Genomic DNA, 25,170 nt, shown 5'->3' on the forward strand with positions numbered 1-25,170 from the left:
CATTCTGCTAAACTAGAAGAAGTGTCTACTGAAACATAAGGCAATAGCCTTTCAATAGAAGTGCGTATCAGGAAAGGATGTTAACATGAGTAAAACATTGGTATTAGCAGAGAAGCCATCCGTCGGCAGAGATATTGCCAGGGTGTTGAATTGTGCAAAATCAGCTAACGGGTATTTAGAGGGCGGCCAATATATCGTCACTTGGGCACTGGGCCACTTAGTGACGCTTGCAGATCCGGAAAGCTATGGAAATGAATATAAGACATGGAAGCTTGAAGACCTGCCAATCATCCCGCCGGAGTTGAAGCTGGTAGTCATCAAACAAACCGGAAAGCAATTCAATGCAGTCAAATCATTGATGAATCGCGGGGATGTCAAAGAAATCGTCATCGCTACCGATGCCGGGCGTGAAGGGGAATTGGTGGCAAGATGGATTTTGGAGAAAGCCCGTGTCAACAAGCCGGTTAAAAGGCTATGGATTTCTTCCGTTACGGATAAAGCAATTAAAGAAGGATTTGCAAAGCTGCGTCCCGGCAAGGATTATGAAAATCTATACCACTCAGCTGTGGCACGTTCTGAAGCGGATTGGTTTGTCGGCATCAATGCGACACGTGCGTTGACGACGAAGCACAATGCCCAGCTTTCATGCGGACGCGTCCAAACGCCTACATTGAATATCATCGCGAAAAGGGAAGAAGACATCAAAAACTTCAAGCCTGTACCGTTTTATGGACTGACTGCAGAAGCCGGCAATCATGTGAACCTCACTTGGAAGGATGGCAAAAGCGGTTCTGCCAGGACGTTTGATAAAGAAAGAGCAGAAGAGCTGCTGAAGAAAACAAAAGGACAAAAAGGGAAGATCACCAGCATCGATAAGTCGATGAAAAAGAAATTTGCTCCCAAACTGTACGACTTGACGGGACTTCAGAAGGACGCTCACCGCCTCTTCGGATTCTCTGCCAAAGAAACATTGGGGATCATGCAGAAACTTTATGAACAGCATAAAGTCCTGACGTATCCAAGGACAGATTCCAACTATCTATCAACAGATATGGTCGATACATTAAAAGAGAGAGTCAAAGCCTGCAGCAGCTTGAAGCAGTATGGGAAATTTACGATGAAAATTGTGAATGCCCCAATCAAGGCGAATAAGTCGTTTGTGGATGACAGCAAAGTGACAGATCACCATGCAATCATCCCGACGGAGCAGGCGCCGTTGATGCATAAGTTAAGTGCAAAAGAAGAAAAAATCTATGATTTGGTCGTTAAGAGGTTCCTGTCAGTCCTTTTGCCGCCATATGAATATGAGCAAGTGACATTGAATGTCCAGATTGGCTCAGAGACGTTCGCGGCCAAAGGAAGAAAAGTAGTCAAAAACGGTTGGAGAGAGCTTTATACCCATCATGAAGAAGACACCTCAGATGAAATGGCAGACCAATTGCTCCCTGATTTGCAAAAAGGCGAGGATTTAGCCATCGCAAATGTGCGGATGACTTCTGGAGAAACAAAGCCGCCGGAACGATTCAATGAAGGCACACTGCTTGCCGCAATGGAAAACCCGGCTAAATTCATGGATGAAGGAAGCAAAGATCTCAAGAAAACGCTCGAGGAAACAGGTGGACTTGGAACGGTAGCAACTAGGGCGGACATCATTGAAAAGCTCTTTAATACATTCCTGATTGAAAAAAAGGGGAAAGACATTTTTATCACTTCCAAGGGGCGCCAGCTATTGGATTTAGTGCCTGAAGATTTGAAGTCTCCATCTCTCACTGCACAATGGGAACAAAAATTAAGCGCGATTTCACAAGGGAAACTATCGAAAAAAGTGTTTATCAATGAGATGAAGACGTATGCGAAAGATGTTGTGAATGAGATCAAAGGAAGCAGCCAGAAATTCAAGCACGATAATGTAACGGGAAGCAAATGTCCTGACTGCGGAAAACTCATGCTCGAAGTTAATGGGAAAAAAGGGAAGATGCTTGTCTGTCAGGACAGGGAATGCGGCCATCGCAAGAATGTCTTCAAAACAACGAATGCAAGATGTCCAAACTGCCATAAAAAGATGCAGCTGAGGGGAGAAGGCGAAGGTCAGCTGTTTGTCTGCTCTTGCGGCCACCGCGAAAAGCTGTCAGCGTTCAATAAGCGTAAAAGCAAGCAAAATGGAAAGAATGTCTCGAAAAGGGATGTGGCCCAATATATGAAGAAGCAGGATAAAGACGATGAACCGATCAATACAGCTTTGGCGGACGCCCTTGCGAAGTTGAAACTGAAATAAGGACAGGCTGTGAGAGATGAGTACAGGGAAAAAAAGACTGAAATGGATGGAAATGAGGCAACCTAATCGTAATATCAAAGCGGCAGATGGTGAGGATTCTATGACAGAAGCAAAAAGAATAGCCTTCAGGATAGCTGTATTTTACATCATTTCAGGCGCCATCTGGATTGTGTTGTCCGATAATGTATCCATGGCTCTTTCCCAGCAGAAGCTGCAGCTCTATTTCTTTTTTCAACGATATAAGGGATGGCTCTTTATCCTGGTCACAGGGATCATCATCTATATTTTGGTCCATCAAAGGACATATCGGCTGCTCCTTTCCCAACGGGAGCTTGTCATGAAAGATGTGAAGCTTCAAGAGAAGACGCAGCATTATCAATCCTTGTTTCAATACAATACGGATGGTGTCTTTGAAATAACGAGAGATGGGAAGCTTGTTTCCATCAATCCTGAAGGAGAAGAGATTCTTGGGTTTAAGGAAGAAGACCTGAAGTACATGGATTTATCTTCTCTTGTTCCGGAAGAGGAGAAGGAGCGTATTCAAAAGTATTTTTCTTCAGCCCTTCAAGGAGAGCCACAAATCTACGAAGTCACTCTCTATAATGCCAGAAGGGAAGAGCGGATCACCCGGTGTTCGTTCATCCCCATTTACATTAATGAAGAGATTACAGGTGTCTTCAGCATACTGAAGGACATCACGGAAAGCAGAAAAAATGAAGAATTGTTGATATCCTCCGAGAAGATGTCCATCATTGGGCAGCTTGCAGCTTCGGTTGCCCATGAAATAAGGAATCCACTTACCTCCCTTAAAGGGTTTGTCCAACTGATGGATCAAACCAAAACCTATGATGAGCATTATATGGAGATCATGAAGTCTGAAATTGAGCGAATCAATCTGATTTCCAGCGAAATGCTCATATTGGGGAAAAAGCAGGATGTCGAATTCGTCAGGACAGATATCGCAGAAATCTTGAATCAGGTGATGCTTTTGATGAAAGCAGAGGCCCACTTCCACAGTGCAAATCTGAAATTCAACAATAACCTGAAGAATCCTGTCTTTATCAAGGCTGATCCAAATCAGTTGAAACAGGTTTTCATCAATATTTTGAAAAATAGTTTAGAGGCCATTTCTCAAGAAGGAATTGTCGTATTGACTCTCTCCGGAGAGGACGGAATGGTTCGTATTGAAGTTGAGGATAACGGTATCGGAATTGACGAAGAGAGGCTTTCAAGGCTTGGGGAGCCCTTTTATTCTACGAAGGAAAAAGGAACCGGCCTCGGATTGACAGTTTCATTCAAACTGATTGAAAAGCATGGTGGAACTATTGATATTGAAAGCGAGAAAGAAAAAGGGACAAAAGTGACCGTGACATTTCCTGTTATTGAATAAAGAGAAAAAAAGGAGCGTTCCGTTTATCCGGATACGCTCCTTTTCCATTTATAGTGGGTCGATTACTTTTAAAGGTTTCTTTGCAGGGCCTTCCACCACGTTGCCGTCATAGGAAAACCTGGATCCGTGGCACGGACAGTCCCATGTCTTGTCCCCGCTGTTCCATTCACATTCACAGCCTAAATGGGTACATGTGACATCCACAAGATGCAGCTTCCCTTCCAAGTCGCGATAGGCACCGGTGCGGTCGTCCTTATACATCACGATGGCCCCTTCATCCTTTTGGAGGTCATCAAGGGAGCTGCCAGGAAAGGACAGCTTTCCTTTAATCAATTCGGCTGCCACATTCGCATTCTCTTTGAGGAAATGTTTCACACCCGGATCCGCTTCATACCTTGACGGATTGAACACCTCTGAATAAGGATTGCTTTTCCCCAATACATAATCCTTCAGCAGGTGGGCTGCATATGTCCCGTTTGTCATCCCCCATTTCCGGTAGCCCGTTGCGATGAGAATCGAAGGTTTGCTTGAGGTGATTGGACCGATATAGGGGACTTTATCCAAGGTGATCAGATCCTGGGCAGACCAATTGGAGTGGATGGAAGCTGCACCAAAGACATCTTCTGCAAATTCTGCCAATGCCTGATAATGATTTTCTTCATCTTCCTTGCTTTGACCTGCTTTATGGCTTTCGCCGCCGATCATCAGGAGTTTCCGGCCATCGTACTCGACTGAACGGATCGATCTCTTCGGTTCATCCACACTTAAGTACATGCCCCCAGGGAACTCTTTTTTGCATGCTGCTGTAATAACGTAGGAACGGTCAGCGTGCATCCTGGTGAAATAAAAGCCTTTTTCATCGATAAAGGGAAAATGAGTGCATGCAGCGAGATGTTGGCATTCAATGGAATGCCCGTTTCTCATCACGACTTTTATTTTCGTATCCTTTTGTATTTCCTTTGCTGTCGTCTGTTCGAAAATTTTGCCGCCTGCTTCAAGGAAAGCATCAACTAAATGCTGCAGGTATTTAATAGGATGAAATTGAATTTGATTCGGAGCCTTGAGGGCTGCTTCTACATCGAAATCCAAAGGGATGTCATCTAATAGCTCCCCTGTTATCCCTATTTTTTTATAAGCTTCATATTCATTTTTTAATTTATCAGCAGAATTTTTTGTTGTGGCATATAAGTAGGCGTCCTGCTCAGAATATCCGCAATCCAAGCTGGCTTCGGCAATCGTTTTTTTGATGAAATCAAGGGCAGACTGATTGGCTGCATAATATTGTTTTGTTTTTTCCAGGCCAAAGTGCTGAATGAGTTCATCATAAATCAGATCATGCTGAATGGTTACTTTGGCTGTTGTATGCCCAGTTGTCCCGTTCAAAAGCTGATCCGCTTCGATGAGGATGACTGACAATCCTTCTTTGGCTAGAAGGTAGGCAGTTGTAATCCCGGTGATTCCTCCGCCAGCAACGACAACATCACATGAAAGGTTTTCAGCTAGAGCGGGGAAAGAGGGCAGAAGGACATCTTTTCGCCAAATGGGCTCAGGTGGGGTATTATTCCATAATGAATCAGTCATTTGCGTTCCTCCTTAAAAGTACTGTTGATAATAAGGTTGCCATTTCACCCGCAAACATGCAGAAAAAAACATCCCGTGCTTGTCCCAAGGAATGGGATTTGCAGGGATGTTTTGTTTTTTAAAAATTACCTAGGGTCGTCGTCTTCCAGTCACTAAGTTGAAGATGAAAACAATTAGTGCGATGACCAATAGTAAATGGATCAATCCTCCGCCAACGTGAAGCGTAAATCCTAATAGCCAAAGGATGATAAGAATAATAATAATACTCCAAAGCATTTGTGTCTGCCTCCTTTTTGTTGTGTTTCTGTTTACGTTAATATCCCCCGAAAAATTAAATAGTAAACATAATTTTATCTAAGGTGAAAAATTTGGTCCTTTGAACCTATGATTCAACGGCTCAATATCTTTCTTGAACCTCCACTAGGTTAGGCACATACATATAGGTAAGGAACATAGTGGAAGAGGTTTGGACAATGTTGAATATCAATGAGATCAAGAATATGATTGAAGGTTTGGCTGAAGGGTGGAGCGTGAAAAGTGATTCCATTCATATCATGGATTTTGATGGGGATGGAATGGAAGAAATAGCAGCAGGCTGTTCAAGGGCTGCCGGTGATTGCCTGGTTATTCTAAAGAATGATGGTGGTGCATGGTCCATTGAGGATCAATTATTTCGAAAGGGGAGTGAGATCCGTTTTATTCAGCCTTTTCAAATTGGCATTTCAACAATCGCTGTCGGCTGGGATGATCGAACACATGGGCCAAAGCTCGGGATTTATTCATTTGGCCGCGGGAAGATCTCCTCAGTATTAAGGGAAGAAGCGGCTTTCGATCAAATCGAGATTGAAGATATGCCGGGTAGAAAAGGAATGGATGGTGTAGATGAATTAGCCATCTGGACACGTGAAAGCGGAGAAGCCTATCGAATCGGTGTTTACCGTTTGCATAAGGGAAGACTTATGGCCGCCTACGATCTCTATCCCTATTACTTCCGAAAGGCAGAAGAATACTTTTTAGCAAAAAGCCAGTCAGCCCCGGACTCATCGTTCTATCGTTATTACTTGGCAGAGGTCCAGTGGAATGCAGGGGATGCACTAAAATCCTTTTCGACACTGCAGGCGGCCATGATGTTGGAAAATCCCTATCCATCCGAGAAGGAGCTAAGGGAAATCAGCGAACAAATAGAAGCTGTCATTGATCAAAAATCTGTTCAGTTGTTTCCCGCACCTGTCAAAACCGTTGACGGCGATAAATGGGGGTACATCAATAAACGGGGGATTTTTTCCTTAAAACCGATTTACGACAGCGCTTCTAATTTTCAAGAAAACAACACAGCGATCATAAGCAAATCGAACCTTTATGGAATCATAGATCCATTAGGAAATGAATTGGTGCCGCCTGCTTATTCCACGATCAACTCTCTCGCTCCTGACCGGTGGAGTGCCTTCAGCGGCAAAGGATTCAGGATGATAGACCAAAACGGCCAGGTGATGACAAATGATTCTTACGACTACATCGGTGCATTCCATGAAGGAAGGGCCCTATGCGGAAAGCAAAAACAAAATCAATATGTTTATGGATATCTGGATCAAAGCGGACATCTGGCCATCCCGCTGAAATATATAGAAGCAGGAGACTTTTCGCAGGACGGCGCGGTAGTAAAGGAGAGCGAAAATCGCTACTCCTTAATCGACAAGTTGGGTACGTCTATCATGCAGTATCATCATTATTTTGTCGGGGAATGCAGGGAAGGGATGCTCGCATTCAGGGAAGGGATGGAGTCTAATCTTGGGTATCTTCATAAAAATGGGGATATAGCCATCACACCAAGATTCACATCTGCGCAGCCCTTCCAGGAAGGAAAGGCGGTCGTTGGGGAAAAAGGGAAATATGGACTGATCGATCATTCCGGGAATTTTATGATCGAACCCATCTATGATGATGTGCAGATGCTTGGGGAGGGAAGGGCAGCGGTCGGCAAAGCGATCGATAAAACCATTCCTTTCATGGGATTTCGCAGCGCTTTGTTTGATTTGAACGGGAAGCAGCTGACGGATTTTAAGTTTGACGGGATATTGCCGTATGAGTATGGGCTGTCTTCGGTATTTGATGAAATGAGGACCTACTTCATCAATATGAATGGAGGCACGGCGACCAGCCTCCCGGTCCTTGAAGGGCAAGGGGTTTTGACAGTGGATAAAACACTTATCAAAGCAGAAATCGATCGGCGGACTGCATACTATGATTTCCATGGAGCGCTTGTCTGGAAGCAGCCATCTGACATCCACTTGAACAGTCAATGGCGCCTGATGGAACAAAAAGCGAAACCGAATAAAAATTATTTGGTCTATTACCCGGAAGTCCAGGGAATGAATTCATTTGAGCAGCAAAAGTCGTTGAATGCAGAATACAAAAAGGCGGCAAATGTTAAATCCATTACAAGCGGGGAGAAGCTCGACTACCGGTATGAAGGGGATTTTTCTGTGGCCTTCTTTCAAAAAGACCTGCTATCCGTCGAGTTTGACGGCTATCAATACTATTTTGGAGCGGCACATGGGATGCCCTCAAAAGTATTCGTCCACGCCAGCTTGAAGAATGGAAAAGTGTTTTCGCTGCAGGATCTTTTTAAGGAAAAATCCAATTATGTCAAACAGCTGAATGATATCATCTCAGAAAAAATCAAGAAAGATCCACAATACGATTATGTATTCCAAGACAGCTTTCAAGGGATTAAAAGCGACCAGCCTTTCTATCTAACCGGCGACTCATTAATCATCTACTTCACCCCATACGAAATCGCCCCATTCGCAGCAGGATTCCCCGAATTCAAAATCCCGTATGAGGACCTGGAGCCCCTCATCAACAAACAAGGAGAGGTGTGGGAGTCTTTTAACTAAGTGCCATATAAATTGGGCCGTGAATTTGTTCACGGTCTGATTTACTTTGTCCATAAAGTTTTCAAGAATTGGGTATTGAATTCCATAAACTTAACAACTATAATATCTTTATGACAAAGATATTTTGATTCAAAGGTTTATGGGGGGATTACTTTTTGAATGAAAAGGATGAGCTGGTCAGCAGCATCGCTCAATCATTTTACGAAATAGGAAGATACATCAATCGCCATCTATCACAAGATCAATCTCTGACCCCTCCTCAATTCTTTATCTTGTTCAACATTTTCACTTGCGGCAAATCCACGGTTTCATCATTAGGAAGCAAACTTGGATTGACATCAGGAGCAACAACGATCGCAACGAATCGTCTCGTGGACAGCGGATTGCTCAGCAGGATAAGAGATGAGGAAGATCGCCGTGTCGTTTGGCTCGACATCACCGATCCAGGAAAGAATCTGATGGCAGAGTTCAACGGAAGACGCATTGATTTGTGGGGGCAAGTATTTGCTGATTTTAAAAATGAGGAGCTGAATCAATTTTTGGAGCTTCTTAAAAAGGTCAATATCACCAAGAATTGAGACAATTGTCAGTAGGGAATGAATGAGAATGACGATGGATGAACATCTGAAGAACCTGCAAAGTAAAGGAATTGTTTTGCAAAAAGTCATATCAAGAAGAAAGCTGTTTTTGAAAATGGAGCATGTGAAGCAGTTTCGCGAAAAAAGAAAAGAAGCAGCAGGCCGGAAATAGATCCGGTTTCTCTTTTGGTCTAATAGTTAACAAAGTTAATATTTATAGAACTACATTAAATAGAGGTGGAGAAATGGAACACTTAAATCAAAAACAAAAAATAACCATCATGATTGCAATCATGAGTGCGATGTTCTTTGCGGCCGTCAACCAAACGATTGTCGGAAACGCATTGCCGCGCATCATTGCCGATCTTGGCGGACTCGACTACTACAGCTGGGTTTTCACAAGCTACATGCTGACGTCAGCCATCACGACCATTCTAGTCGGAAAGCTCTCTGATATATATGGACGGAAACCATTCCTGTTAACAGGGATTGTCGTGTTTATCATAGGTGCATTCATGTCAGGGACTTCACAGGATATTATTCAACTGATCATTTACAGGGGTCTCCAAGGTTTCGGAGGCGGTATGATCATGTCAACAGCCATTACGGCTGTCGGGGACTTGTTCTCTCCGAGGGAGCGCGGTAAATGGCAGGGGCTGATGAGTGGAGTATTCGGTCTTTCCAGCGTTTTCGGACCGACTCTTGGCGGATACATCGTTGACCATTTTGCATGGAAGTGGGTCTTCTGGGTATTCCTTCCACTCGGACTCGTTGCATTCTTCTTGATTTGGAAGCTGTTCCCTACGGTTGAAAAGAAACAGGGAGAAAAAGTCGATTATATCGGTTCTGTTTTCTTAACAACAACAATCGTACCGATGCTTCTTGGTTTTTCATGGGCAGGATCAAAATATGATTGGGGATCTGCACAGATCATTTCCCTTTTCGGCGGTACAATCCTTTCACTGATCATTTTCATTGTCATCGAAAGGAAAGTAAAAACACCGATCATTCCTTTATATTTATTTAAGAATAGTGTTTTCACGATTTCCAATGTCGTTGGATTTGCCATCAGTGTGGCGATGTTTGGCGGTACAATGTATGTACCTTATTTCATTCAAGGGGTTCTTGGCTTCTCTCCGACGCACTCCAGCTTCATCACTATGACAATGACCCTTGGCCTCGTATTCGCGAGTGCCATCGGAGGACAGATCATTTCACGGACAGGGAAATATAAAATCCAGGCCATCACAGGTCTATTGATTACTGCCGTGGGCATGTTCCTTTTGACAACTATGGACAAAACAACAAGCCAATGGTCACTCGTATCGTTTCTATTGATCATCGGATTCGGTTTGGGCATCGGCATGACAGTCTTTACATTGACGGTCCAAAATGCCGTTGAACAAAAAATGCTTGGTGTTGCGACAGCCTCTTCACAATTATTCCGTTCCCTAGGTGGTACGGTTGGCGTAGCGATCATGGGTACGATCTTGAACACTAGAATGAAAGACCACTTAGCAGCAGAGCTGAAAGGTTCAGCTAGTGCTGTCCCTGCAGAGGGAGCAGGCAAGCTGAAAGAGCTGTTGAATCCTCAATTGCTTCTTGATCACGAAAAACTTCACCAGGCACAGCAGTCGCTGCCGCCTGAAATGCAGACGATGTTTGCGAAAATGATTGCGCTCTTGCAGGATTCGTTGACATTTGCCCTTTCCGGCGTCTTTACGATCGCGGCATTTGTGATGATTGCAGCCATCATTCTGGCAATGTTCCTAAAAGAGATTCCGCTTCGTGGATCCATCAAAAAGAAAGAGAAAAAAGAAGATGCCGTGGCCATGAAAGCCGCAGCTCAAAAATAAATAATGAGACAAAGCAGCCGATTCACTTGGATCGGCTGCTTTTTTAGTGGGAACAAAAAGACAATTTGATGAAAAACCTCATTTGGATGGTCCGATTCTTCACGTTTTAGGGTGGAAATCAGGAGAAAGTGCTGCAGAAGATCCGAATTGGGGTGATAGAGACGCGAAATCCCAGGGGAATTAGGTGGAAATGGGCACGTACATCGGCCTTATGCGCGAAAACTGGTCGTCTATGCGCCACTTTGCTTCTCTTATGAGCCAGAATCCGCCGGCTATGCGCGAGAGCATAGGGCTTATGCGCCAGAACAGGCTCCCTATGCGCGAACGGCCATATCCCGTGCAAAAAAGGCAAGTTACAATAGAAATCCCCCGTTACAAACGAGAAAAAGAGACAATTTGATGAAAAACCTCATTTGGATGGTCCGATTCTTCACGTTTTAGGGTGGAAATCAGGAGAAAGTGCTGCAGAAGATCCGAATTGGGGTGATAGAGACGCGAAATCCCAGGGGAATTAGGTGGAAATGGGCACGTACATCGGCCTTATGCGCGAAAACTGGTCGTCTATGCGCCACTTTGCTTCTCTTATGAGCCAGAATCCGCCGGCTATGCGCGAGAGCATGTGGCTTATGCGCCAGAACAGGCTCCTTATGCGCGAACGGCCATATCCCGTGCAAAAAGGGCAAGTTACAATAGAAATCCCCCGTTACAAACGAGGAAAAGAGACAATTTGATGAAAACCTCATTTGGAAGGTCCGATTCTTCACGTTTTAGGGTGGAAATCAGGAGAAAGTGCTTCAAATTGGACTTCTGTCAATAAAGTAGACACTTAAATGCCGGTAAATGGCGTACTTTTTTTCTTCCGCGCTTCGTTTTCACTCCGCTTGGAGGCCTCTGTCTGAAGGAACCATTTGAAAAACAATGGTTCCTTCAGGCAGAGGGCAATTTCTCCTCAGTGGCGTTTAAACGCTGTGCCTCTTTATACGCCTTTTCATACTCAATCGGAGTGGCGTATTCTAATGTCGAGTGAATCCTTTTACGATTATAAAATTGAATATAAAACTTAATGGCCCCGATGGCTTCTGCTTTTGTCTTAAACACAAACTTGTACAAATACTCTTTCTTCAGGGAGGCAAAAAACGATTCTACACAAGCGTTATCATAAGGGGTTGCTTTTCGACTCATACTAATGGTCGCTTTGGCATCCTTCAAGGCTTCAATATATTTTTTTGAACAGTACACACTTCCCCGGTCTGAATGGTGGATCCATCCCTCAGCGGGCTGGCGAATCTCAAGTGCTTCTTTTAATGCTTTTAACGGCAATTCGGCGTCCATGCGGTCATCAATGCTATAGCTAATTACCTTGCGGGAAAACAGGTCTAAAACTGGATTTAAATAAACAAATCCCTCCCCTGTATGAATATAGGTGATATCCGTTGCCCAAACACGATCTGGTTCTTCAGGATTAAAATTCCGATTCAACTCATTTTTGAACACAAGCTGCTGGTGATCTGAATCCGTGGTCTGAATGTATCGAGTTGGCGGGGTCGCATATAAACCCATCTCTCTCATGCGGTTCGTCACCGTTTTAAGGGAAACTTGTATATGATCCTCCTCGACCAGCTTTCGATAAATCCTCGGACTTCCATACGTCCCCAGGTTGTCGTGAAAATGATAGCGAATTCGCTCGTCAAGATGACGTCTCCAGCGCTGTCTCTCTGTTTCCTCCTGATCCTGTCTTTTTTCCCAAACATAATAGCCAGAAGTAGAAACATCCAAAACTTCGCACATCTTCACAACGGTATGGTCGTTTTTATTATGAAAAATAAATTCAAACCTTACTTCTTTTCTTGCGTGAAGATGTGCATAGCCTTTTTTAAAATGGCGTTCTCCTCTTCCAAATCTAATTTTTTACGTCTTTCAGCTTCGTACAATTCTTTGTATTCAGAAGCCGTTAGATACTGGCTTTGTTTCTCTTTTTCCGCCTGATTTTGCTTTTTACGATAGGAAGCGACCCACTTTTGAAGCGTACTATAGGAAATATCGAGTTCACTGCTCACATCCACGAGCTTCCGTCCATCTAACTCAATTAATTTACACACATATTCTCTAAATTCTGGTGGGAACTTTTTCTGATCTTTCGCCATGTTTATACACGCCCTTTTTGTAGTTGTATAGATTTAAACATGACGCCACTACCTGTGTCCACTTTTTATACTAACTTCAAAATGACTCGAGCTCGGGTGATAGAGACGCGAAATCACAGGGGAATTAGGTGGAAATGGGCACGTACATCGGCCTTATGCGCGAAAACTGGTCGTCTATGCGCCACTTGGCTTCTCTTATGAGCCAGAATCCGCCGGCTATGCGCGAGAGCATGTGGCTTATGCGCCAGAACAGGCTCCTTATGCGCCACCGGCCATATCCCATGAAAAAAGGGCAAGTTTCTATAGAAAGCCACCGCTACAAACGAGAAAAAGAGACAATTTGATGAAAAACCTCATTTGGATGGTCCGATTCTTCACGTTTTAGGGTGGAAATCAGGAGAAAGTGCTGCAAATGACTAGAGCTCGGGTGATAGAGACGCGAAATAACAGGGGAATTGGGGGAAATGGGCACGTGCATCGGCCTTATGCGCGAAAACTGGTCGTCTATGCGCCACTTTGCTTCTCTTATGAGCCGGAATCCACCGGCTATGCGCGAGAGCATGTGGCTTATGCGCCAGAACAGACTCCCTATGCGCGAACGGCCATATCCCGTGCAAAAAGGGCAAGTTTCAATAGAAATCCCCCGCTATAAATGAGAGAAAGAAACAATTTGATGAAAAACCTCATTTGGATGGTCCGATTCTTCACGTTTTAGGGTGGAAATCAGGAGAAAGTGCTTCAAATGACTCGAGCTCGGGTGATAGAGACGCGAAATCACAGGGGAATTAGGTGGAAATGGGCACGTACATCGGCCTTATGCGCGAAAACTGGTCGTCTATGCGCCACTTTGCTTCTCTTATGAGCCAGAAGCCGCCGGCTATGCGCGAGAGCATGTGGCTTATGCGCCAGAACAGGCTCCTTATGCGCGAACGGCCATATCCCTTGAATGCCAGCAAACCCGTACCAATATGCCCCCATAATCTCATCCCAAAGTCGCAGGAAAAGTTCATCCAATGATTGTAGTAATTTTTCACTCTATTTTTGGATTTTTTCATCCCGGAATCTTCTTACAATAAGAGTAAGAAAACGAGAGTGAAAGGGGAAAGAAACATGAAATTAAATGATAAAAAAACGGTGATGATCACTGGGGCATCCAGAGGTCTAGGAAGAGCATTGGCTTTGGCATTTGCGAATGAAGGAGCAAACCTTGCCATCTGTGCAAAAGGGGAAAGCGCCCTCAGAAAGGTTCAGGAGGAGATAACAGCACTTGGGACTGAGGTGCTTGCTGTGACGGCGGATGTTTCAAACGTAGAAGATGTTGAGAGGTTTGTTTCATTGGCTGAAGCAAGGTTCGGACATATTGATATCTTGATCAACAATGCATCCATTTTTGGGCCGGGGCCGACTTTGTTGAATGACTACCCTGAACAGGACTTCCTTGAAGTTTTGAAAATTAATGTCTTCAATCCATTTATCGTGACGAAACGGGTGCTGCCGGGAATGCTGGTGAAAAACGAAGGATCCATCATCAACGTCACTTCGGAAGCTGGAAAAACGGGATTCGGTGAATGGGGGGCATATGGAATTTCAAAATTTGCAGTAGAAGGGCTCACGCAAACATGGGCAGATGAATTAGAAGGAACGAATGTAAGGATGAATATGGTGGACCCGGGGGAAATGAATACGGTCATGCATGATGTTGCCGTACCAGGGTGTGATTACGAGTTGGCAGATCCTAATGATGTAGTGGATGTATTTTTATATTTAGGGTCTGATGCCTCTAAAGGTGTATCAGGAGAAAGGTTCGAAGCTCAAAATTTCTCATTGGAAGGAAGTGTGGAATGATGACTGTTTTATCTCATAAAAATTTTCATGTACCTGAATATTTGAATGCTTCCGTCCCTGCAGAATACCGCGGTTTGACAAGAGACGGGGTGAATTTGATGGTCATAGACTCCAACAACGGGAATACCCATCATAACAGCTTCCATGAGATCGGTTCATATCTGGAGCCTGGTGATGTATTGGTGTTGAATAATAGCAGGACGATTCCATCTGTTTTAAAGGGCGAACAGGATGGGATGGAAGTGGAGGTGCGCCTGTCGCGTTCCATTTCTGAACATGAATGGGATGTTCTTGTTGTCCAACCCCATACGGACCTTTCCAAACCAATTAGTTTCGGAGACCGGGTCGAAGGGAGTGTTGTTGGAAGCGGCAGCGAGTATCCGCTTGTAACCATGTCTTTTTCTATAGGAGGGTCAGAACTGTTCGATTTCTTCTACCGATATGGCAAGCCGATCCGCTACGAATATATTGAAAATCCGTGGCCGCTGCAGGCATTTCAAACGGTATACGGATCAGTGCCGGGCTCTGTGGAGATGCCGTCTGCAGGGAGGGCTTTTTCATGGAAGATCCTGAATCAATTAAGGGAGGCGGGGATTGAGCTCGCGTTCATCCAACTGCATGCGGGACTAAGCTATTATGGCAATGATCATTGGCCAAATCCGGAGGGGCATCCGGAAGCCTATGAAATCCCTGAAGAAACGGCGCGCCTTGTAAATGAAGCAAAGGAACGAGGTGGAAAGGTGATCGCTGTCGGAACCACCGTGGTGAGGACGCTTGAAACAGCAGCAGATGAAAATGGAAACATCGAAGCTGGAAAGGGCATCACCAATCTTTATATTAAAAAAGGAACAAACTTAAAAGCGGTGGACGGCCTTCTTACAGGGTTTCATGAGCCGGAAGCAAGCCATTTGGATATGCTCACGGCATTCCTTCCAGAGGATATATTGATGGCAGCGTATCAGGAAGCTCTGGAACATGGCTACCTATGGCATGAATTTGGCGATATGAATTTGATACTTCCGCTGGGGGAAAGAGCATGAAATGGCACCATGGCGGAATCCAAGTGAAGAGCCTCATAGAAGCAATCCGTTTCTATGAGTGTTTCTTTGGATTTAAAAAAGCGGGATCACTCAACCTCACAGGAGAGAAAATTGCCTTCATGCGAAGGGAAGGAATTATGATTGAATTGATTGAAGGAACAGAGGGAGCGGAGGATGGATGCAGGAAGATCGACGTCCATTTGGCATGGGAAGTCGAAGATTTAGAAAAATGGATCTTGGAATTGGCAGAAAAGGATTTGCACCCGTCAGACGGTCCCCTCTGCTTGGAGGAGATGGACTGGCGGACGGTCTTTTATACAGGCTGCAATGGAGAAACGATTGAATTGATGGAATGCAAATCAAGTATATTCTGAAAATATTGACTTATAATTTCTTTCTTTGTAAGCTTTATGTAAAGCGCTTACATCATTGATTGGAAAGGAAGGGGAGTCATTGTGAGTGAAAAGAAAAAATCAGAACTGACTGACTATGAAAAATATATTCGTACCGAAGAGCTGTTGAGCCTGCAGAAAGAGGAAGAAGAGCTTTGCTGCGAGGATGAATTGACATTCCAGATGATTCATCAAATTGCGGAGCTTCACTTTAAATTGGTCATTCAATATATTCATCGGGCGGATCGTTTCATGAGGGATGATGATCTTTTCGGTGCTGCCACCCAAATGAGAAGGGTCAATATGCACATGAAGCAGCTTCCTGAAGTCTTTAATTTGGTCAAGGTCATCTCGCCTGCCGATTATCATACAATTCGCTTGTATTTAGGGAGGGGAAGCGGGCAGGACTCTCCTGGATTCAATCGCATCCTCCACTTGGGGCCGACTCTATGGGAACCGTTTGAGGAAGTGCTCAGCAATAGGATGTTGACCCCGTTGGAAGTTTACAAACATCCTCAAAGGGAACAGCAACTCTATGACTTGATGCAGGAATTGATTCAATTCGATGAGAACTTCCAATCCTTCAGGCATCATCACATCCAGCTTGTGCGGAGGATGATCGGCTTTGATACGCAAAGCTTAAAAGGGATCCCGGCTAAAGCGCTGGAGCGTGGAGTGAAATTTGAATTCTATCCAAAACTGTGGAAGGCCATTTCGGAGTTGACTGATTTTACCGGATCCAGCTACAATGCCGAGCCATTAAAAGACTAATAAATAACAGTACCCCCCTCCTTAGACAAGGAGGGGGGTACTTTCAAATCAGAATAATTTAGTCGTCCAGCTCTCGCAGTTCCATACTTCTGTCGCCACTTCCTGATAGAATTCAGGTTCATGACTGATGAGAAGGATGCTGCCTTTGTATGCTTTTAATGCTCGCTTCAGTTCTTCCTTGGCATCGACGTCCAAGTGGTTGGTAGGCTCGTCCAGTACAAGGAGGTTCGTTTCTCTGTTGATCAGTTTGCAGAGGCGGACTTTGGCTTTTTCTCCTCCGCTCAGCACTTCGACCTTGCTTTCAATATGCTTGGTCGTCAATCCGCATTTCGCAAGGGCGGCACGCACTTCGTATTGTGTGAAAGAAGGGAACTCCTGCCACACTTCCTCGATACATGTATTGTAGTTGCTTCCTTTGACTTCCTGTTCGAAATATCCTGTGAACTGGTTTTCGCCGCGTTCGACAGATCCTGATATCGGTTTGATTTCTCCAAGGATGCTTTTCAAAAGAGTCGTTTTCCCGATTCCGTTTGCCCCGACAAGCGCAAGCTTCTGCCCGCGCTCCATGCGAAGATTCAATGGACGGGACAGAGGTTCATCATATCCGATGACAAGATCTTTCGTTTCGAAGATCAATTTGCTGGAAGTCCGTGCTTCTCTGAATTGGAATTCCGGCTTTGGCTTTTCAGCAGCCAATTCAATGATGTCCATTTTATCCAGCTTCTTTTGGCGGGACATTGCCATGTTTCGGGTAGATACCCTGGCTTTATTGCGGGCAACGAAATCTTTTAGTTCGGAGATTTCCTGCTGCTGTTTTTTATAGGCAGACTCAAGCTGCTGCTTTTTGACTTCATAGACTTTCATGAAGTTGTCGTAGTCACCTACATAGCGGTTCAATTCCTGATTTTCCATATGATAGATCAGGTTGATGACGCTGTTAAGGAACGGGATGTCATGCGAGATGAGGATAAACGCATTTTCATATTCCTGAAGATAGCGTTTAAGCCATTCGATATGCTGCTCATCCAGGTAGTTGGTCGGCTCGTCCAGTAGTAGGATTTCCGGTTTTTCCAAAAGGAGCTTTGCCAACAGGACTTTTGTCCGCTGGCCGCCGCTCAAGTCCTGTACATCTTTATCAAGGCCGACATCGTCAAGGCCAAGTCCGCGTGCGACTTCCTCAACTTTTGCATCGATGACATAAAAGTCGTTGTTTGTCAGGATATCCTGAAGCGTCCCCGACTCTTCCATCAATGCTTCGAGCTGATCCGGGTCTGCTTCGCCCATTTTGGCAAAAATATCGTTTAATTGTGTTTCCAAGTCAAATAGATATTGGAATGCGCCTTTAAGGACATCCCTGATGGTCAATCCTCTTTCGAGTACGGTATGCTGATCGAGATAGCCGACGCGAACATTCTTCGACCATTCCACTTTTCCCTCATCCGGCTGAAGCTTCCCTGTAATGATGTTCATGAAAGTGGATTTTCCTTCTCCATTTGCCCCGATCAAGCCGATATGCTCGCCTTTGAGAAGACGGAAAGAAACATCGTTGAAAATGGCTCTGTCTCCGAAACCGTGGCTTAAGTCTTTAACGGTTAAAATACTCATTAGTCATCTGCACCTTTTCTATAATCTGTTCTATTGTTTCTGCATGAATGCTGCAGTTTTTTGTGTTTTATTTCCTATTTGATTATAAACGACTTCCAGATTAGATAAAAGGAACAATTATTTCAAAGATGGATACTATCATTTAACAATTATTCCTGTATCAACACGGCCCTTACAGGACAGCCATCAGCTTCGGCCAATGGAAGGGGGAGTGCGATCAGATTATAGAGACCCGGTTCAACGCTGTCCAAAACGATTCCTTCAAGAATCTGAATATCATATCGCTGCAGCGAATGGTGGGAGGGAAGCCCCTTACTGTCCAATTCATCGACAGAAGGTACATCGACCCCGATAAGATCGATCCCTTGTTCTTTTAAGAAAGGGGCTGTATTTTCATGTACAGTGGTGATTGTATCCGGGAATCTGCTCCTGTCTGTCCAAGATCCGGTCTTGATCAAAACTTTTGAAACTCCGGAGAAATCAAATTTTGAAAGCTCTTCTTTTGAAATGAGGGAAGCACCTGTCAAGTCAACGACGAGTGCTTTTCCGATAAACCGTTCTAATGGCAGGTCCGCGACGCGTGCTCCATCGCTATCAAAGTGATAGGGTGCATCGATGTGCGTTCCGGTGTGGGCGCTCATTTCGAGTTTCCCTACGTTGACGGATCCTGAATCCTCCATCGTCCAGCTCAGTCCGAACGTAAAAGGTGTGTCCCCGGGCCAGACGGGGATTTGATTATGCAGGCGCTGCGAGATATCGATGATTTTCATTATTTATTCATCCTTTCGTTAAGCAACGACTTCGCGTTTGTTTTCAAATTGCAGATATGTTTGTTCTTTCATGATTTCTTTCAGGATCTGAACGGTTTTCCAGACATCCTCATAGGACGTGTAGAATGCTATCGGTGCCAGGCGGATGATGTTCGGCGCCCTGAAGTCCGGAATGACATTCTTCTGTTTCAAGGCTTTGCAGATCCTTGCTGCTTCATGATGCTGAAGGCAGACATGTCCGCCGCGTTTGGAATCGTCTGTCGGGTTTGAAATGGTAAAGCCATCGTCTGAGAGTTCATACTTAATCAAGTCCATCATATAGCTGGTGAGTTTCAGTGATTTTTGCCTCAAAGAATCGATTCCCGCTTCTTCAAATAGTTCAAGCGATCCTAAAAGCGGGGCACAGCTTAATATATGCGGTGTGCCGATCTGAAAAGCACCAGCGGTTTCTGCATGGGAAAGGGTATGGTCCATATCGAACTGTTTATCTTTTTGGGAACTGAACCAGCCGGCGAGCCCCGGAGCCTTTCCGAGATGTTTTTCATGCACGAATAATCCACCGACGCTTCCCGGTCCGCTGTTCAAATATTTATAGTTGCACCACATCGCAAAATCGACGCCTGCTTCATGGAGTGAATGCGGCAGGGCCCCGATGGAATGGGCAAGGTCAAAGCCGATGATAATTCCCCTTTTATGTGCTTCTTCCGTCAGATATGGGATGTCCAAAAGCTGGCCGCTGCGATACATGACAGAAGGGAGGAGGACAAGTGCGATTTCGTCGGTCATGGCTTCCACGATTTTTTCTTCACTGAGGGTCATTCCATCTGCGCTTTTCACTTGGACAAGGTGTTCATCAGGAGAAAGACCGCGGAGCTCAAGCTGGCTCTTCAACGCATAGATGTCGGAGGGAAATGTCAGTTCATCAGCCAGGATCTTCGTGCGGTTTCCTTCAGGTTTGAAAAAAGTGGCGATCATCTGGTGGATGTTGACGGTGATGGAACCGGTCACGATGACTTCTTCTTTTTTTGCTCCGATAAGAGGGGCTGTTTTTTCGCCCAGTGTCTCTGAAAGATAAAACCATGGCTGGCTGCCGGACATCCATCCGTCGATTCCATGCTCCTTCCAATCATTGAGGGAGGATAGGAGCGTCTTCTCTGCTCTTTTTGACATTAGGCCAAGGGAATTGCCGTCCATATAATAGGTATCTTCTTTCGTATAAAACTCTTCTTTGTATTTCTTCAGTGGATCCAACGCGTCTAATTCCTGTGCGTATTCATAGGAAAAAAGATTTTCTGCTTCCATTTTTACTAAAACCCCTTTTCTTTTAGTTGCTTTACTTAAACAATAAACTATATTATTTGAATAGTACAACGATTCTTTGCGAGGGGGAGATCAAATGATTAAAACAGCGATGATCGGGCTTGGAGCCATAGGAGAAAGATTATTGGACAAGTTCCGCAGCCACGAAGAAATTCAATTGGCTGCCATCTGTGAACAAAATGAAGAGAAAGTGGCTGCGTTCAGTGGAAGGCTGCCTGAAGTGTCCTTTTATACCGATTATAAAGAAATGCTGAATGAACCGTTCGATTTGGTCTATATTGGAGTACCGCCGAAATTTCATCATGATATCGCTCTGTATGCGATGGAAAAAGGGATCCATGTGATTTGTGAGAAGCCATTGGCCAACTCTTTGGAAGAAGCGGAAGAGATGGCAGCGGCAGCAAAGAAAGCCGGTGTCGTGAATGCAATTAATTTCCCGCTGATGTACAGCAAGGCGGTCTATACAATGAAGGAAAAAACTGCTAATGGAGAAATCGGCGCATTAAAAAGAGTTGAACTGAAAATCCACCATGCCAAATGGCCGCGTCCATGGCAAGAAAATGCCTGGATCGGAGGCAGGGAGCAGGGAGGATTCATCAGGGAGATATCTCCTCACTACATACAATTGATACATGATGTATTAGGTGAATTGAAGAATGTCGAAGCTAATGTTCAATACCCAGAAGATGAAGCATTATGTGAAACTGGTGTGATCGCAAGTATGGAACTGGCTGATGGCACACCTGTATTGGTCGATGGATTGAGCGGCATCGGACAGGAGGATCACGTTCTGTTCAAATTGTATGGAGAGGAAGGGACACTTTCCTTTATTAATTGGGGCACCCTTGAACAAGGGACTGCTGTTTCTTCATCAGAGGAAATAACACTATCGCCAGATGCACCTTCTGTTGATCTCATTTCCGAAACGGTTAAAGCGATAAAAGGGCAGGATAGTAAAATCGTTACTTTTGAGGAAGGCCTCCGTGTCCAGGGAATATTGGAGCAGCTTTTAGGAAAAGTGACGAAGGTCCATAATTGAATGAGGTGATTGGATGAAAACGAATGCAGTGAGAATGCTTGATTCAAAAAAAATTGCCTATGAAATCCTCTCCTATAGCCATGATGACGGCAAAATCGATGGGGTTTCTGTTGCTGGAAAGATTGGCCGTGACCCTAAGACCGTTTTTAAAACATTGGTCACCACAGGGAACAGCAAGCAGAATTATGTATTCATCGTCCCCGTGGAAGAGGAGCTGGATTTAAAGAAAGCTGCGGCGGCAGCAGGAGAGAAAAAGGTTGAAATGCTTCCAAGCAAGGACATTCAAAAAACAACCGGCTATATTCGGGGAGGCTGTTCTCCGGTTGGCATGAAGAAGCTTTTCCCTACATTTATAGATGAAACAGCTGCCCATTTAGAAAAAATCGTCGTCAGCGCAGGCAAAATAGGGCTGCAGATTGAAGTGAAGCCAGGGGACCTCATCGATGCGGTGAATGCATCGTTTGCAGATCTGTCAAAATAATGCCTGCGGAGGAAAAGCATGAACCAGAGGGAATCGATGTTTCCAAAGGAAGTATGCGGGATGTTCCATGCTTCCTTTTCTTTTGTAAAAGAACTTAAAAACGGATTTCAAAATAAGATCTACGAATATGAATCTGATGGAAAACCCTTTATTCTGCGGTTGATTGCGGCTGATAGAAAGACAAAGGAGCAAATCGAATCAGAGCTGAGGTGGGTTCGTTTTTTAAAAGAAAATGGTGTTAAAGCCTCGCCCCCGATCCCATCGATCAATCAGGAATGGGTAGAGAAAGTGGGGGTAGAGGGAACGGAGTATTTTGCCTGTGCCTTCCATAAAGCTGAAGGTGCTTTTATAAATGTTAGCGAACCAAGCCAATGGAATCAGGCTTTCTTCTTTGACTGGGGCAAAACAATCGGAAAAATGCATAAATTGTCGAATACATATAATATAGAAGAAACTCGTCCAACCTGGGCTGAAAAATCGTTCGATCCATATGGGATAATGGATTCCCTCCCAACGGATATGCAGGCGAAGTATACAAAGCACTTAACAAGTCTGCATACATTTTCGCGTGGAAATGAAGTATTTGGCCTGATGCATAATGATTTCCATCAAGGGAATTTCCATGTGAAGAATGGTGAAATGATCCTTTTTGATTTTGATGACTGCGCTTATAACTGGTTTGCGAATGACCTTGCTGTTTCTTTCTACCATGCCTATTGGCAAGGGACTTCGTTTAATCCGGGTGATCGAAATTTTGCTGAAATTTTTCTGCGGCCGTTTTTTGAAGGGTATCGAAAGGAGTTTGAGCTTTCGGATGAAATTTTGAAGCAGATTCCGATATTTTTAAAGATCCGTGAGCTGTATCTATACTCTTTATTCTCTTCCAGATGGAATCCTGTGCACATGGAAGAGTGGCAGAAGGCGGCGTTAATAAACTTGCGGGAGTCGATACTTAAAGAAGTCCCGTATGCAGGGATTGAATCTTTTAAAGAATACTGAAAAAAATTTCAGAAATGGCTGAAATAAAATAGGTCTTTATTTCAGAAAATTATAACAATAGGACCATATTTGTTCATTTTCCCCAATGATATAGTTGAATTGGAACTTATTTCAAAGGGGGATGGATAAATGAAAGCGCTTAAAAAACTCGTGTTTATGGCGATTATGGCAGTGATGGTCCTATCGATCACTCTTCAGTCGCCAAAAGTGGGACAAGCTGAAGAAAAGACAGATTACCAAAAGAGGGAGCTGCGGGCTGTTTGGATTGCAACTGTCGCCAATATCGACTGGCCATCCAAAAAAGGACTGTCGGCTGATAAGCAAAAGGAAGAGTTCATCAAACTCCTTGATGACGTAAAAGGAATGGGGATGAACGCTGTCGTCGTTCAGGTCAAACCAACGGCAGATGCATTCTACCCTTCCAAGTACGGTCCGTGGTCTGAGTATTTAACAGGGGTTCAAGGGAAAGACCCTGGCTATGATCCACTTGCCTTCATGGTAGAAGAAGCCCATAAGAGAAACCTCGAATTCCATGCTTGGTTCAATCCATACAGAATCACGATGAACAGCACTGATATCAATACCCTTTCTGCTGACCATCCTGCGAGGCAGCACCCGGACTGGGTATTAGCCTATGGAAAGCAGCTCTACTATAATCCTGGTATTCCTGAAGCAAGGAAGTTCATCGAAGACGGCATAATGGAAGTCGTGAAAAATTATGACATCGATGCTGTCCATATGGATGACTACTTCTATCCATATAAGATTGCCGGGCAGGTGTTCCCTGACCAGGCGACATATGAAAAATACGGACAAACGAAGTTCTCCAACATTGAGGACTGGAGAAGGGATAACGTCAATACCCTTGTAAAGGATATCAACACGGCGGTCAAATCTGAAAAGTCCTATGTGAAATTCGGCATCAGTCCATTCGGTGTCTGGCGCAACATTGCCAATGATCCAACAGGGTCTGAAACAACAGCTGGACAGACAAACTATGATGATCTATATGCAGATACGCGCACATGGATCCAGAACGGGTACTTGGACTACATCACTCCACAGATTTATTGGAATATCGGATTCCAGCCAGCTGCCTACGATACACTCGTCGACTGGTGGGTGAAGGAAACAATCGGGAAGCCGGTTCATTTATATATCGGGCAGGCTGCCTATAAAATCGACAACAACTTTGTCCCTGAATGGCATGATCCGGAAGAGTATGTCAGACAGATTAATTTGAACCATCAATATGATACAGTCAAAGGAAGCATGCATTTCAGTCTGAAGGATTTAAACCGAAATCCTCTGGGGATCAAGGACAGGCTGACAAATGATGTTTACAGGCACCCGGCGTTGATTCCTGCGATGCCATGGCTGGATGATAAAGCGCCTCAAAAACCAAAGCTTCGTGGTGCAGAAAGAACGGATGAAGGCGTAGAGCTATCGATTGAAGATCACCATAATAATAAAGATACAGCTTATTACGCGGTCTACCGCTTTGATGGAAATCATAGGGGAGATATCGAGGATGCAGCAAACCTTCTCGATACGGTAAGGAAAACAGGGGAATCTCAAACCTATACGGATGCAACGGCGGAAAAAGGCAAGACATACACATATGTCATCACAGCAGTGGACAGGCTCCATAATGAAAGTGGAGTGAATCGATCCATTACCGTAAAAAAATAATTTGTTTCGACAAAAAACGGGTCGTGCCTGTCACGACCCGGTTTTTGTCGAAAAGGGATACCGCCTCGGGTGTTATGCCTGACATTAATCCTGCTGCCACAAAATGTTCATATTTAGGAGGTTGGTCATGAATCGGCCGGTTTAGGTGGGTTTCGGATGGTTCGAAAGTTCTGTTTTCAAATTCAGGGCATGAAAAAACGAAAATAAATGAAACCAAGGAGCATGAAGCCTCGTCTATATAGTCGTAAATCGGCAAAGCAAATTTTAATAAAACATTAAGAATATCTTAAGGATTCTATGTGATGTTTTTGATGGCGGGCATTTTACGTAAATTTGTTAAAATGGTTAAATTTACAGTTGATTGTTTGGAAAAAAGTATTATCATATTGTGTATGTGATTTACAAAAACAAAAATTTTCATTTACAAATGTTTAATATTCGGCCCACTGGGTAGATAATAGGTGCGGCGATATGTAATCATATAAATTGCATAAA

The 25,170-nt window shown here is 44.3% G+C and carries 21 protein-coding genes; 14 read left to right on the forward strand and 7 right to left on the reverse strand.

The features are described from left to right. The first annotated feature begins 85 nt into the window (after positions 1 to 85). The gene (locus tag ABTV07_RS02525; RefSeq protein ID WP_433747073.1) at positions 86 to 2,275 is read left to right on the forward strand and encodes a DNA topoisomerase III; all 2,190 of its coding nucleotides are present in this window, start codon (positions 86 to 88) and stop codon (positions 2,273 to 2,275) included. A 16-nt stretch (positions 2,276 to 2,291) separates the two neighbouring features. Further along, positions 2,292 to 3,665: an ATP-binding protein gene (locus tag ABTV07_RS02530; protein ID WP_433747075.1), complete on the forward strand. Its 1,374-nt coding sequence runs from the start codon at positions 2,292 to 2,294 to the stop codon at positions 3,663 to 3,665. Positions 3,666 to 3,713: 48 nt separating this feature from the next. Here the strand turns inward: ABTV07_RS02530 and ABTV07_RS02535 are convergent, their stop codons facing one another. Together ABTV07_RS02535 and ABTV07_RS02540 are read right to left on the reverse strand one after the other, a co-directional pair. Beyond that, positions 3,714 to 5,246 carry an FAD-dependent oxidoreductase gene (locus ABTV07_RS02535; RefSeq protein WP_433747077.1) on the reverse strand — a complete coding sequence of 511 codons (1,533 nt, stop codon included), beginning with the start codon at positions 5,244 to 5,246 and terminating at the stop codon, positions 3,714 to 3,716. 129 nt (positions 5,247 to 5,375) lie between these two features. Continuing rightward, a complete protein-coding gene (locus tag ABTV07_RS02540) occupies positions 5,376 to 5,522 on the reverse strand; it encodes a lmo0937 family membrane protein (protein ID WP_114745699.1) in 147 nt (48 codons plus the stop codon). Positions 5,523 to 5,719: 197 nt separating this feature from the next. Here ABTV07_RS02540 and ABTV07_RS02545 point away from each other — a divergent pair, with 197 nt between their 5' ends. The 4 genes from ABTV07_RS02545 to ABTV07_RS02560 all read left to right on the forward strand — a co-directional run bounded on the left by ABTV07_RS02545 (position 5,720) and on the right by ABTV07_RS02560 (position 10,577). Then, positions 5,720 to 8,143, forward strand: a complete 2,424-nt coding sequence (locus ABTV07_RS02545) for a WG repeat-containing protein (RefSeq protein WP_433747080.1) — start codon at positions 5,720 to 5,722, stop codon at positions 8,141 to 8,143. A 155-nt stretch (positions 8,144 to 8,298) separates the two neighbouring features. Then, positions 8,299 to 8,721 carry a MarR family winged helix-turn-helix transcriptional regulator gene (locus tag ABTV07_RS02550; protein WP_433747083.1) on the forward strand — a complete coding sequence of 141 codons (423 nt, stop codon included), beginning with the start codon at positions 8,299 to 8,301 and terminating at the stop codon, positions 8,719 to 8,721. A 22-nt stretch (positions 8,722 to 8,743) separates the two neighbouring features. Continuing rightward, complete coding sequence (locus ABTV07_RS02555; RefSeq protein ID WP_433747086.1) at positions 8,744 to 8,893, forward strand: hypothetical protein; 150 nt, start codon at positions 8,744 to 8,746, stop codon at positions 8,891 to 8,893. Positions 8,894 to 8,966: 73 nt separating this feature from the next. Continuing rightward, positions 8,967 to 10,577, forward strand: coding sequence for an MDR family MFS transporter (locus ABTV07_RS02560; RefSeq protein WP_433747088.1), 1,611 nt, complete (start codon positions 8,967 to 8,969; stop codon positions 10,575 to 10,577). A gap of 927 nt (positions 10,578 to 11,504) precedes the next feature. On the opposite strand, the gene ABTV07_RS02565 is transcribed toward ABTV07_RS02560, so the two are convergent. Next, positions 11,505 to 12,482, reverse strand: a complete 978-nt coding sequence (locus tag ABTV07_RS02565; RefSeq protein ID WP_433751069.1) for an IS3 family transposase — start codon at positions 12,480 to 12,482, stop codon at positions 11,505 to 11,507. Continuing rightward, positions 12,413 to 12,721 (reverse strand): transposase, encoded by a 309-nt coding sequence (locus ABTV07_RS02570; RefSeq protein ID WP_433742263.1) that lies wholly within the window; start codon positions 12,719 to 12,721, stop codon positions 12,413 to 12,415. Before ABTV07_RS02570 ends, ABTV07_RS02565 begins: the two co-directional genes overlap by 70 nt. Before the next feature lie 1,110 nt (positions 12,722 to 13,831). Between ABTV07_RS02570 and ABTV07_RS02575 the strand changes: the two genes are divergently transcribed. The 4 genes from ABTV07_RS02575 to ABTV07_RS02590 all read left to right on the forward strand — a co-directional run bounded on the left by ABTV07_RS02575 (position 13,832) and on the right by ABTV07_RS02590 (position 16,769). Beyond that, positions 13,832 to 14,566 carry an SDR family NAD(P)-dependent oxidoreductase gene (locus tag ABTV07_RS02575; protein WP_433747091.1) on the forward strand — a complete coding sequence of 245 codons (735 nt, stop codon included), beginning with the start codon at positions 13,832 to 13,834 and terminating at the stop codon, positions 14,564 to 14,566. Next, the gene (locus ABTV07_RS02580; protein WP_433747093.1) at positions 14,563 to 15,606 is read left to right on the forward strand and encodes an S-adenosylmethionine:tRNA ribosyltransferase-isomerase; all 1,044 of its coding nucleotides are present in this window, start codon (positions 14,563 to 14,565) and stop codon (positions 15,604 to 15,606) included. Before ABTV07_RS02575 ends, ABTV07_RS02580 begins: the two co-directional genes overlap by 4 nt. Further along, positions 15,603 to 15,980 carry a VOC family protein gene (locus ABTV07_RS02585; RefSeq protein ID WP_433747096.1) on the forward strand — a complete coding sequence of 126 codons (378 nt, stop codon included), beginning with the start codon at positions 15,603 to 15,605 and terminating at the stop codon, positions 15,978 to 15,980. The genes ABTV07_RS02580 and ABTV07_RS02585 overlap by 4 nt, the downstream gene beginning before the upstream one ends. Before the next feature lie 81 nt (positions 15,981 to 16,061). Next, the gene (locus tag ABTV07_RS02590; protein ID WP_433747098.1) at positions 16,062 to 16,769 is read left to right on the forward strand and encodes a tryptophan 2,3-dioxygenase family protein; all 708 of its coding nucleotides are present in this window, start codon (positions 16,062 to 16,064) and stop codon (positions 16,767 to 16,769) included. Positions 16,770 to 16,817: 48 nt separating this feature from the next. Here the strand turns inward: ABTV07_RS02590 and ABTV07_RS02595 are convergent, their stop codons facing one another. From ABTV07_RS02595 to kynU, 3 genes are all read right to left on the reverse strand, one after another. Further along, positions 16,818 to 18,374, reverse strand: coding sequence for an ABC-F family ATP-binding cassette domain-containing protein (locus ABTV07_RS02595; protein ID WP_433747100.1), 1,557 nt, complete (start codon positions 18,372 to 18,374; stop codon positions 16,818 to 16,820). A gap of 149 nt (positions 18,375 to 18,523) precedes the next feature. Continuing rightward, entirely contained in the window at positions 18,524 to 19,144 is a 621-nt protein-coding gene (kynB, locus tag ABTV07_RS02600) for an arylformamidase (RefSeq protein WP_433747103.1), read from the reverse strand. An 18-nt stretch (positions 19,145 to 19,162) separates the two neighbouring features. After that, positions 19,163 to 20,446 carry a kynureninase gene (gene kynU / locus ABTV07_RS02605; RefSeq protein WP_433747106.1) on the reverse strand — a complete coding sequence of 428 codons (1,284 nt, stop codon included), beginning with the start codon at positions 20,444 to 20,446 and terminating at the stop codon, positions 19,163 to 19,165. A gap of 94 nt (positions 20,447 to 20,540) precedes the next feature. Here kynU and ABTV07_RS02610 point away from each other — a divergent pair, with 94 nt between their 5' ends. The 4 genes from ABTV07_RS02610 to ABTV07_RS02625 all read left to right on the forward strand — a co-directional run bounded on the left by ABTV07_RS02610 (position 20,541) and on the right by ABTV07_RS02625 (position 24,675). Further along, a complete protein-coding gene (locus ABTV07_RS02610; protein WP_433747108.1) occupies positions 20,541 to 21,503 on the forward strand; it encodes a Gfo/Idh/MocA family protein in 963 nt (320 codons plus the stop codon). Between the two features lie 13 nt (positions 21,504 to 21,516). After that, the gene (gene ybaK / locus ABTV07_RS02615) at positions 21,517 to 21,984 is read left to right on the forward strand and encodes a Cys-tRNA(Pro) deacylase (RefSeq protein WP_433747111.1); all 468 of its coding nucleotides are present in this window, start codon (positions 21,517 to 21,519) and stop codon (positions 21,982 to 21,984) included. Between the two features lie 18 nt (positions 21,985 to 22,002). Then, positions 22,003 to 22,983, forward strand: coding sequence for a phosphotransferase enzyme family protein (locus tag ABTV07_RS02620; protein ID WP_433747113.1), 981 nt, complete (start codon positions 22,003 to 22,005; stop codon positions 22,981 to 22,983). Positions 22,984 to 23,112: 129 nt separating this feature from the next. Beyond that, positions 23,113 to 24,675 (forward strand): glycoside hydrolase family 10 protein, encoded by a 1,563-nt coding sequence (locus ABTV07_RS02625; RefSeq protein ID WP_433747116.1) that lies wholly within the window; start codon positions 23,113 to 23,115, stop codon positions 24,673 to 24,675. Positions 24,676 to 25,170: the final 495 nt, after the last annotated feature.

The sequence above is a fragment of the Falsibacillus pallidus genome (genome assembly GCF_050990905.1).
Lineage (GTDB): Bacteria > Bacillota > Bacilli > Bacillales > DSM-25281 > Falsibacillus > Falsibacillus pallidus_A.

Excerpts from the sequence above, each read along its gene's own strand:
- ABTV07_RS02525 (WP_433747073.1), top strand. The coding sequence starts at position 86 with ATGAGTAAAACATTGGTATTAGCAGAGAAGCCATCCGTCGGCAGAGAT.
- ABTV07_RS02530 (WP_433747075.1), top strand. The coding sequence starts at position 2,292 with ATGAGTACAGGGAAAAAAAGACTGAAATGGATGGAAATGAGGCAACCT.
- ABTV07_RS02535 (WP_433747077.1), bottom strand. The coding sequence starts at position 5,246 with ATGACTGATTCATTATGGAATAATACCCCACCTGAGCCCATTTGGCGA.
- ABTV07_RS02540 (WP_114745699.1), bottom strand. The coding sequence starts at position 5,522 with ATGCTTTGGAGTATTATTATTATTCTTATCATCCTTTGGCTATTAGGA.
- ABTV07_RS02545 (WP_433747080.1), top strand. The coding sequence starts at position 5,720 with ATGTTGAATATCAATGAGATCAAGAATATGATTGAAGGTTTGGCTGAA.
- ABTV07_RS02555 (WP_433747086.1), top strand. The coding sequence starts at position 8,744 with ATGAGAATGACGATGGATGAACATCTGAAGAACCTGCAAAGTAAAGGA.
- ABTV07_RS02560 (WP_433747088.1), top strand. The coding sequence starts at position 8,967 with ATGGAACACTTAAATCAAAAACAAAAAATAACCATCATGATTGCAATC.
- ABTV07_RS02570 (WP_433742263.1), bottom strand. The coding sequence starts at position 12,721 with ATGGCGAAAGATCAGAAAAAGTTCCCACCAGAATTTAGAGAATATGTG.
- ABTV07_RS02575 (WP_433747091.1), top strand. The coding sequence starts at position 13,832 with ATGAAATTAAATGATAAAAAAACGGTGATGATCACTGGGGCATCCAGA.
- ABTV07_RS02580 (WP_433747093.1), top strand. The coding sequence starts at position 14,563 with ATGATGACTGTTTTATCTCATAAAAATTTTCATGTACCTGAATATTTG.
- ABTV07_RS02585 (WP_433747096.1), top strand. The coding sequence starts at position 15,603 with ATGAAATGGCACCATGGCGGAATCCAAGTGAAGAGCCTCATAGAAGCA.
- ABTV07_RS02595 (WP_433747100.1), bottom strand. The coding sequence starts at position 18,374 with ATGAGTATTTTAACCGTTAAAGACTTAAGCCACGGTTTCGGAGACAGA.
- kynB (WP_433747103.1), bottom strand. The coding sequence starts at position 19,144 with ATGAAAATCATCGATATCTCGCAGCGCCTGCATAATCAAATCCCCGTC.
- kynU (WP_433747106.1), bottom strand. The coding sequence starts at position 20,446 with ATGGAAGCAGAAAATCTTTTTTCCTATGAATACGCACAGGAATTAGAC.
- ABTV07_RS02610 (WP_433747108.1), top strand. The coding sequence starts at position 20,541 with ATGATTAAAACAGCGATGATCGGGCTTGGAGCCATAGGAGAAAGATTA.
- ybaK (WP_433747111.1), top strand. The coding sequence starts at position 21,517 with ATGAAAACGAATGCAGTGAGAATGCTTGATTCAAAAAAAATTGCCTAT.
- ABTV07_RS02620 (WP_433747113.1), top strand. The coding sequence starts at position 22,003 with ATGAACCAGAGGGAATCGATGTTTCCAAAGGAAGTATGCGGGATGTTC.
- ABTV07_RS02625 (WP_433747116.1), top strand. The coding sequence starts at position 23,113 with ATGAAAGCGCTTAAAAAACTCGTGTTTATGGCGATTATGGCAGTGATG.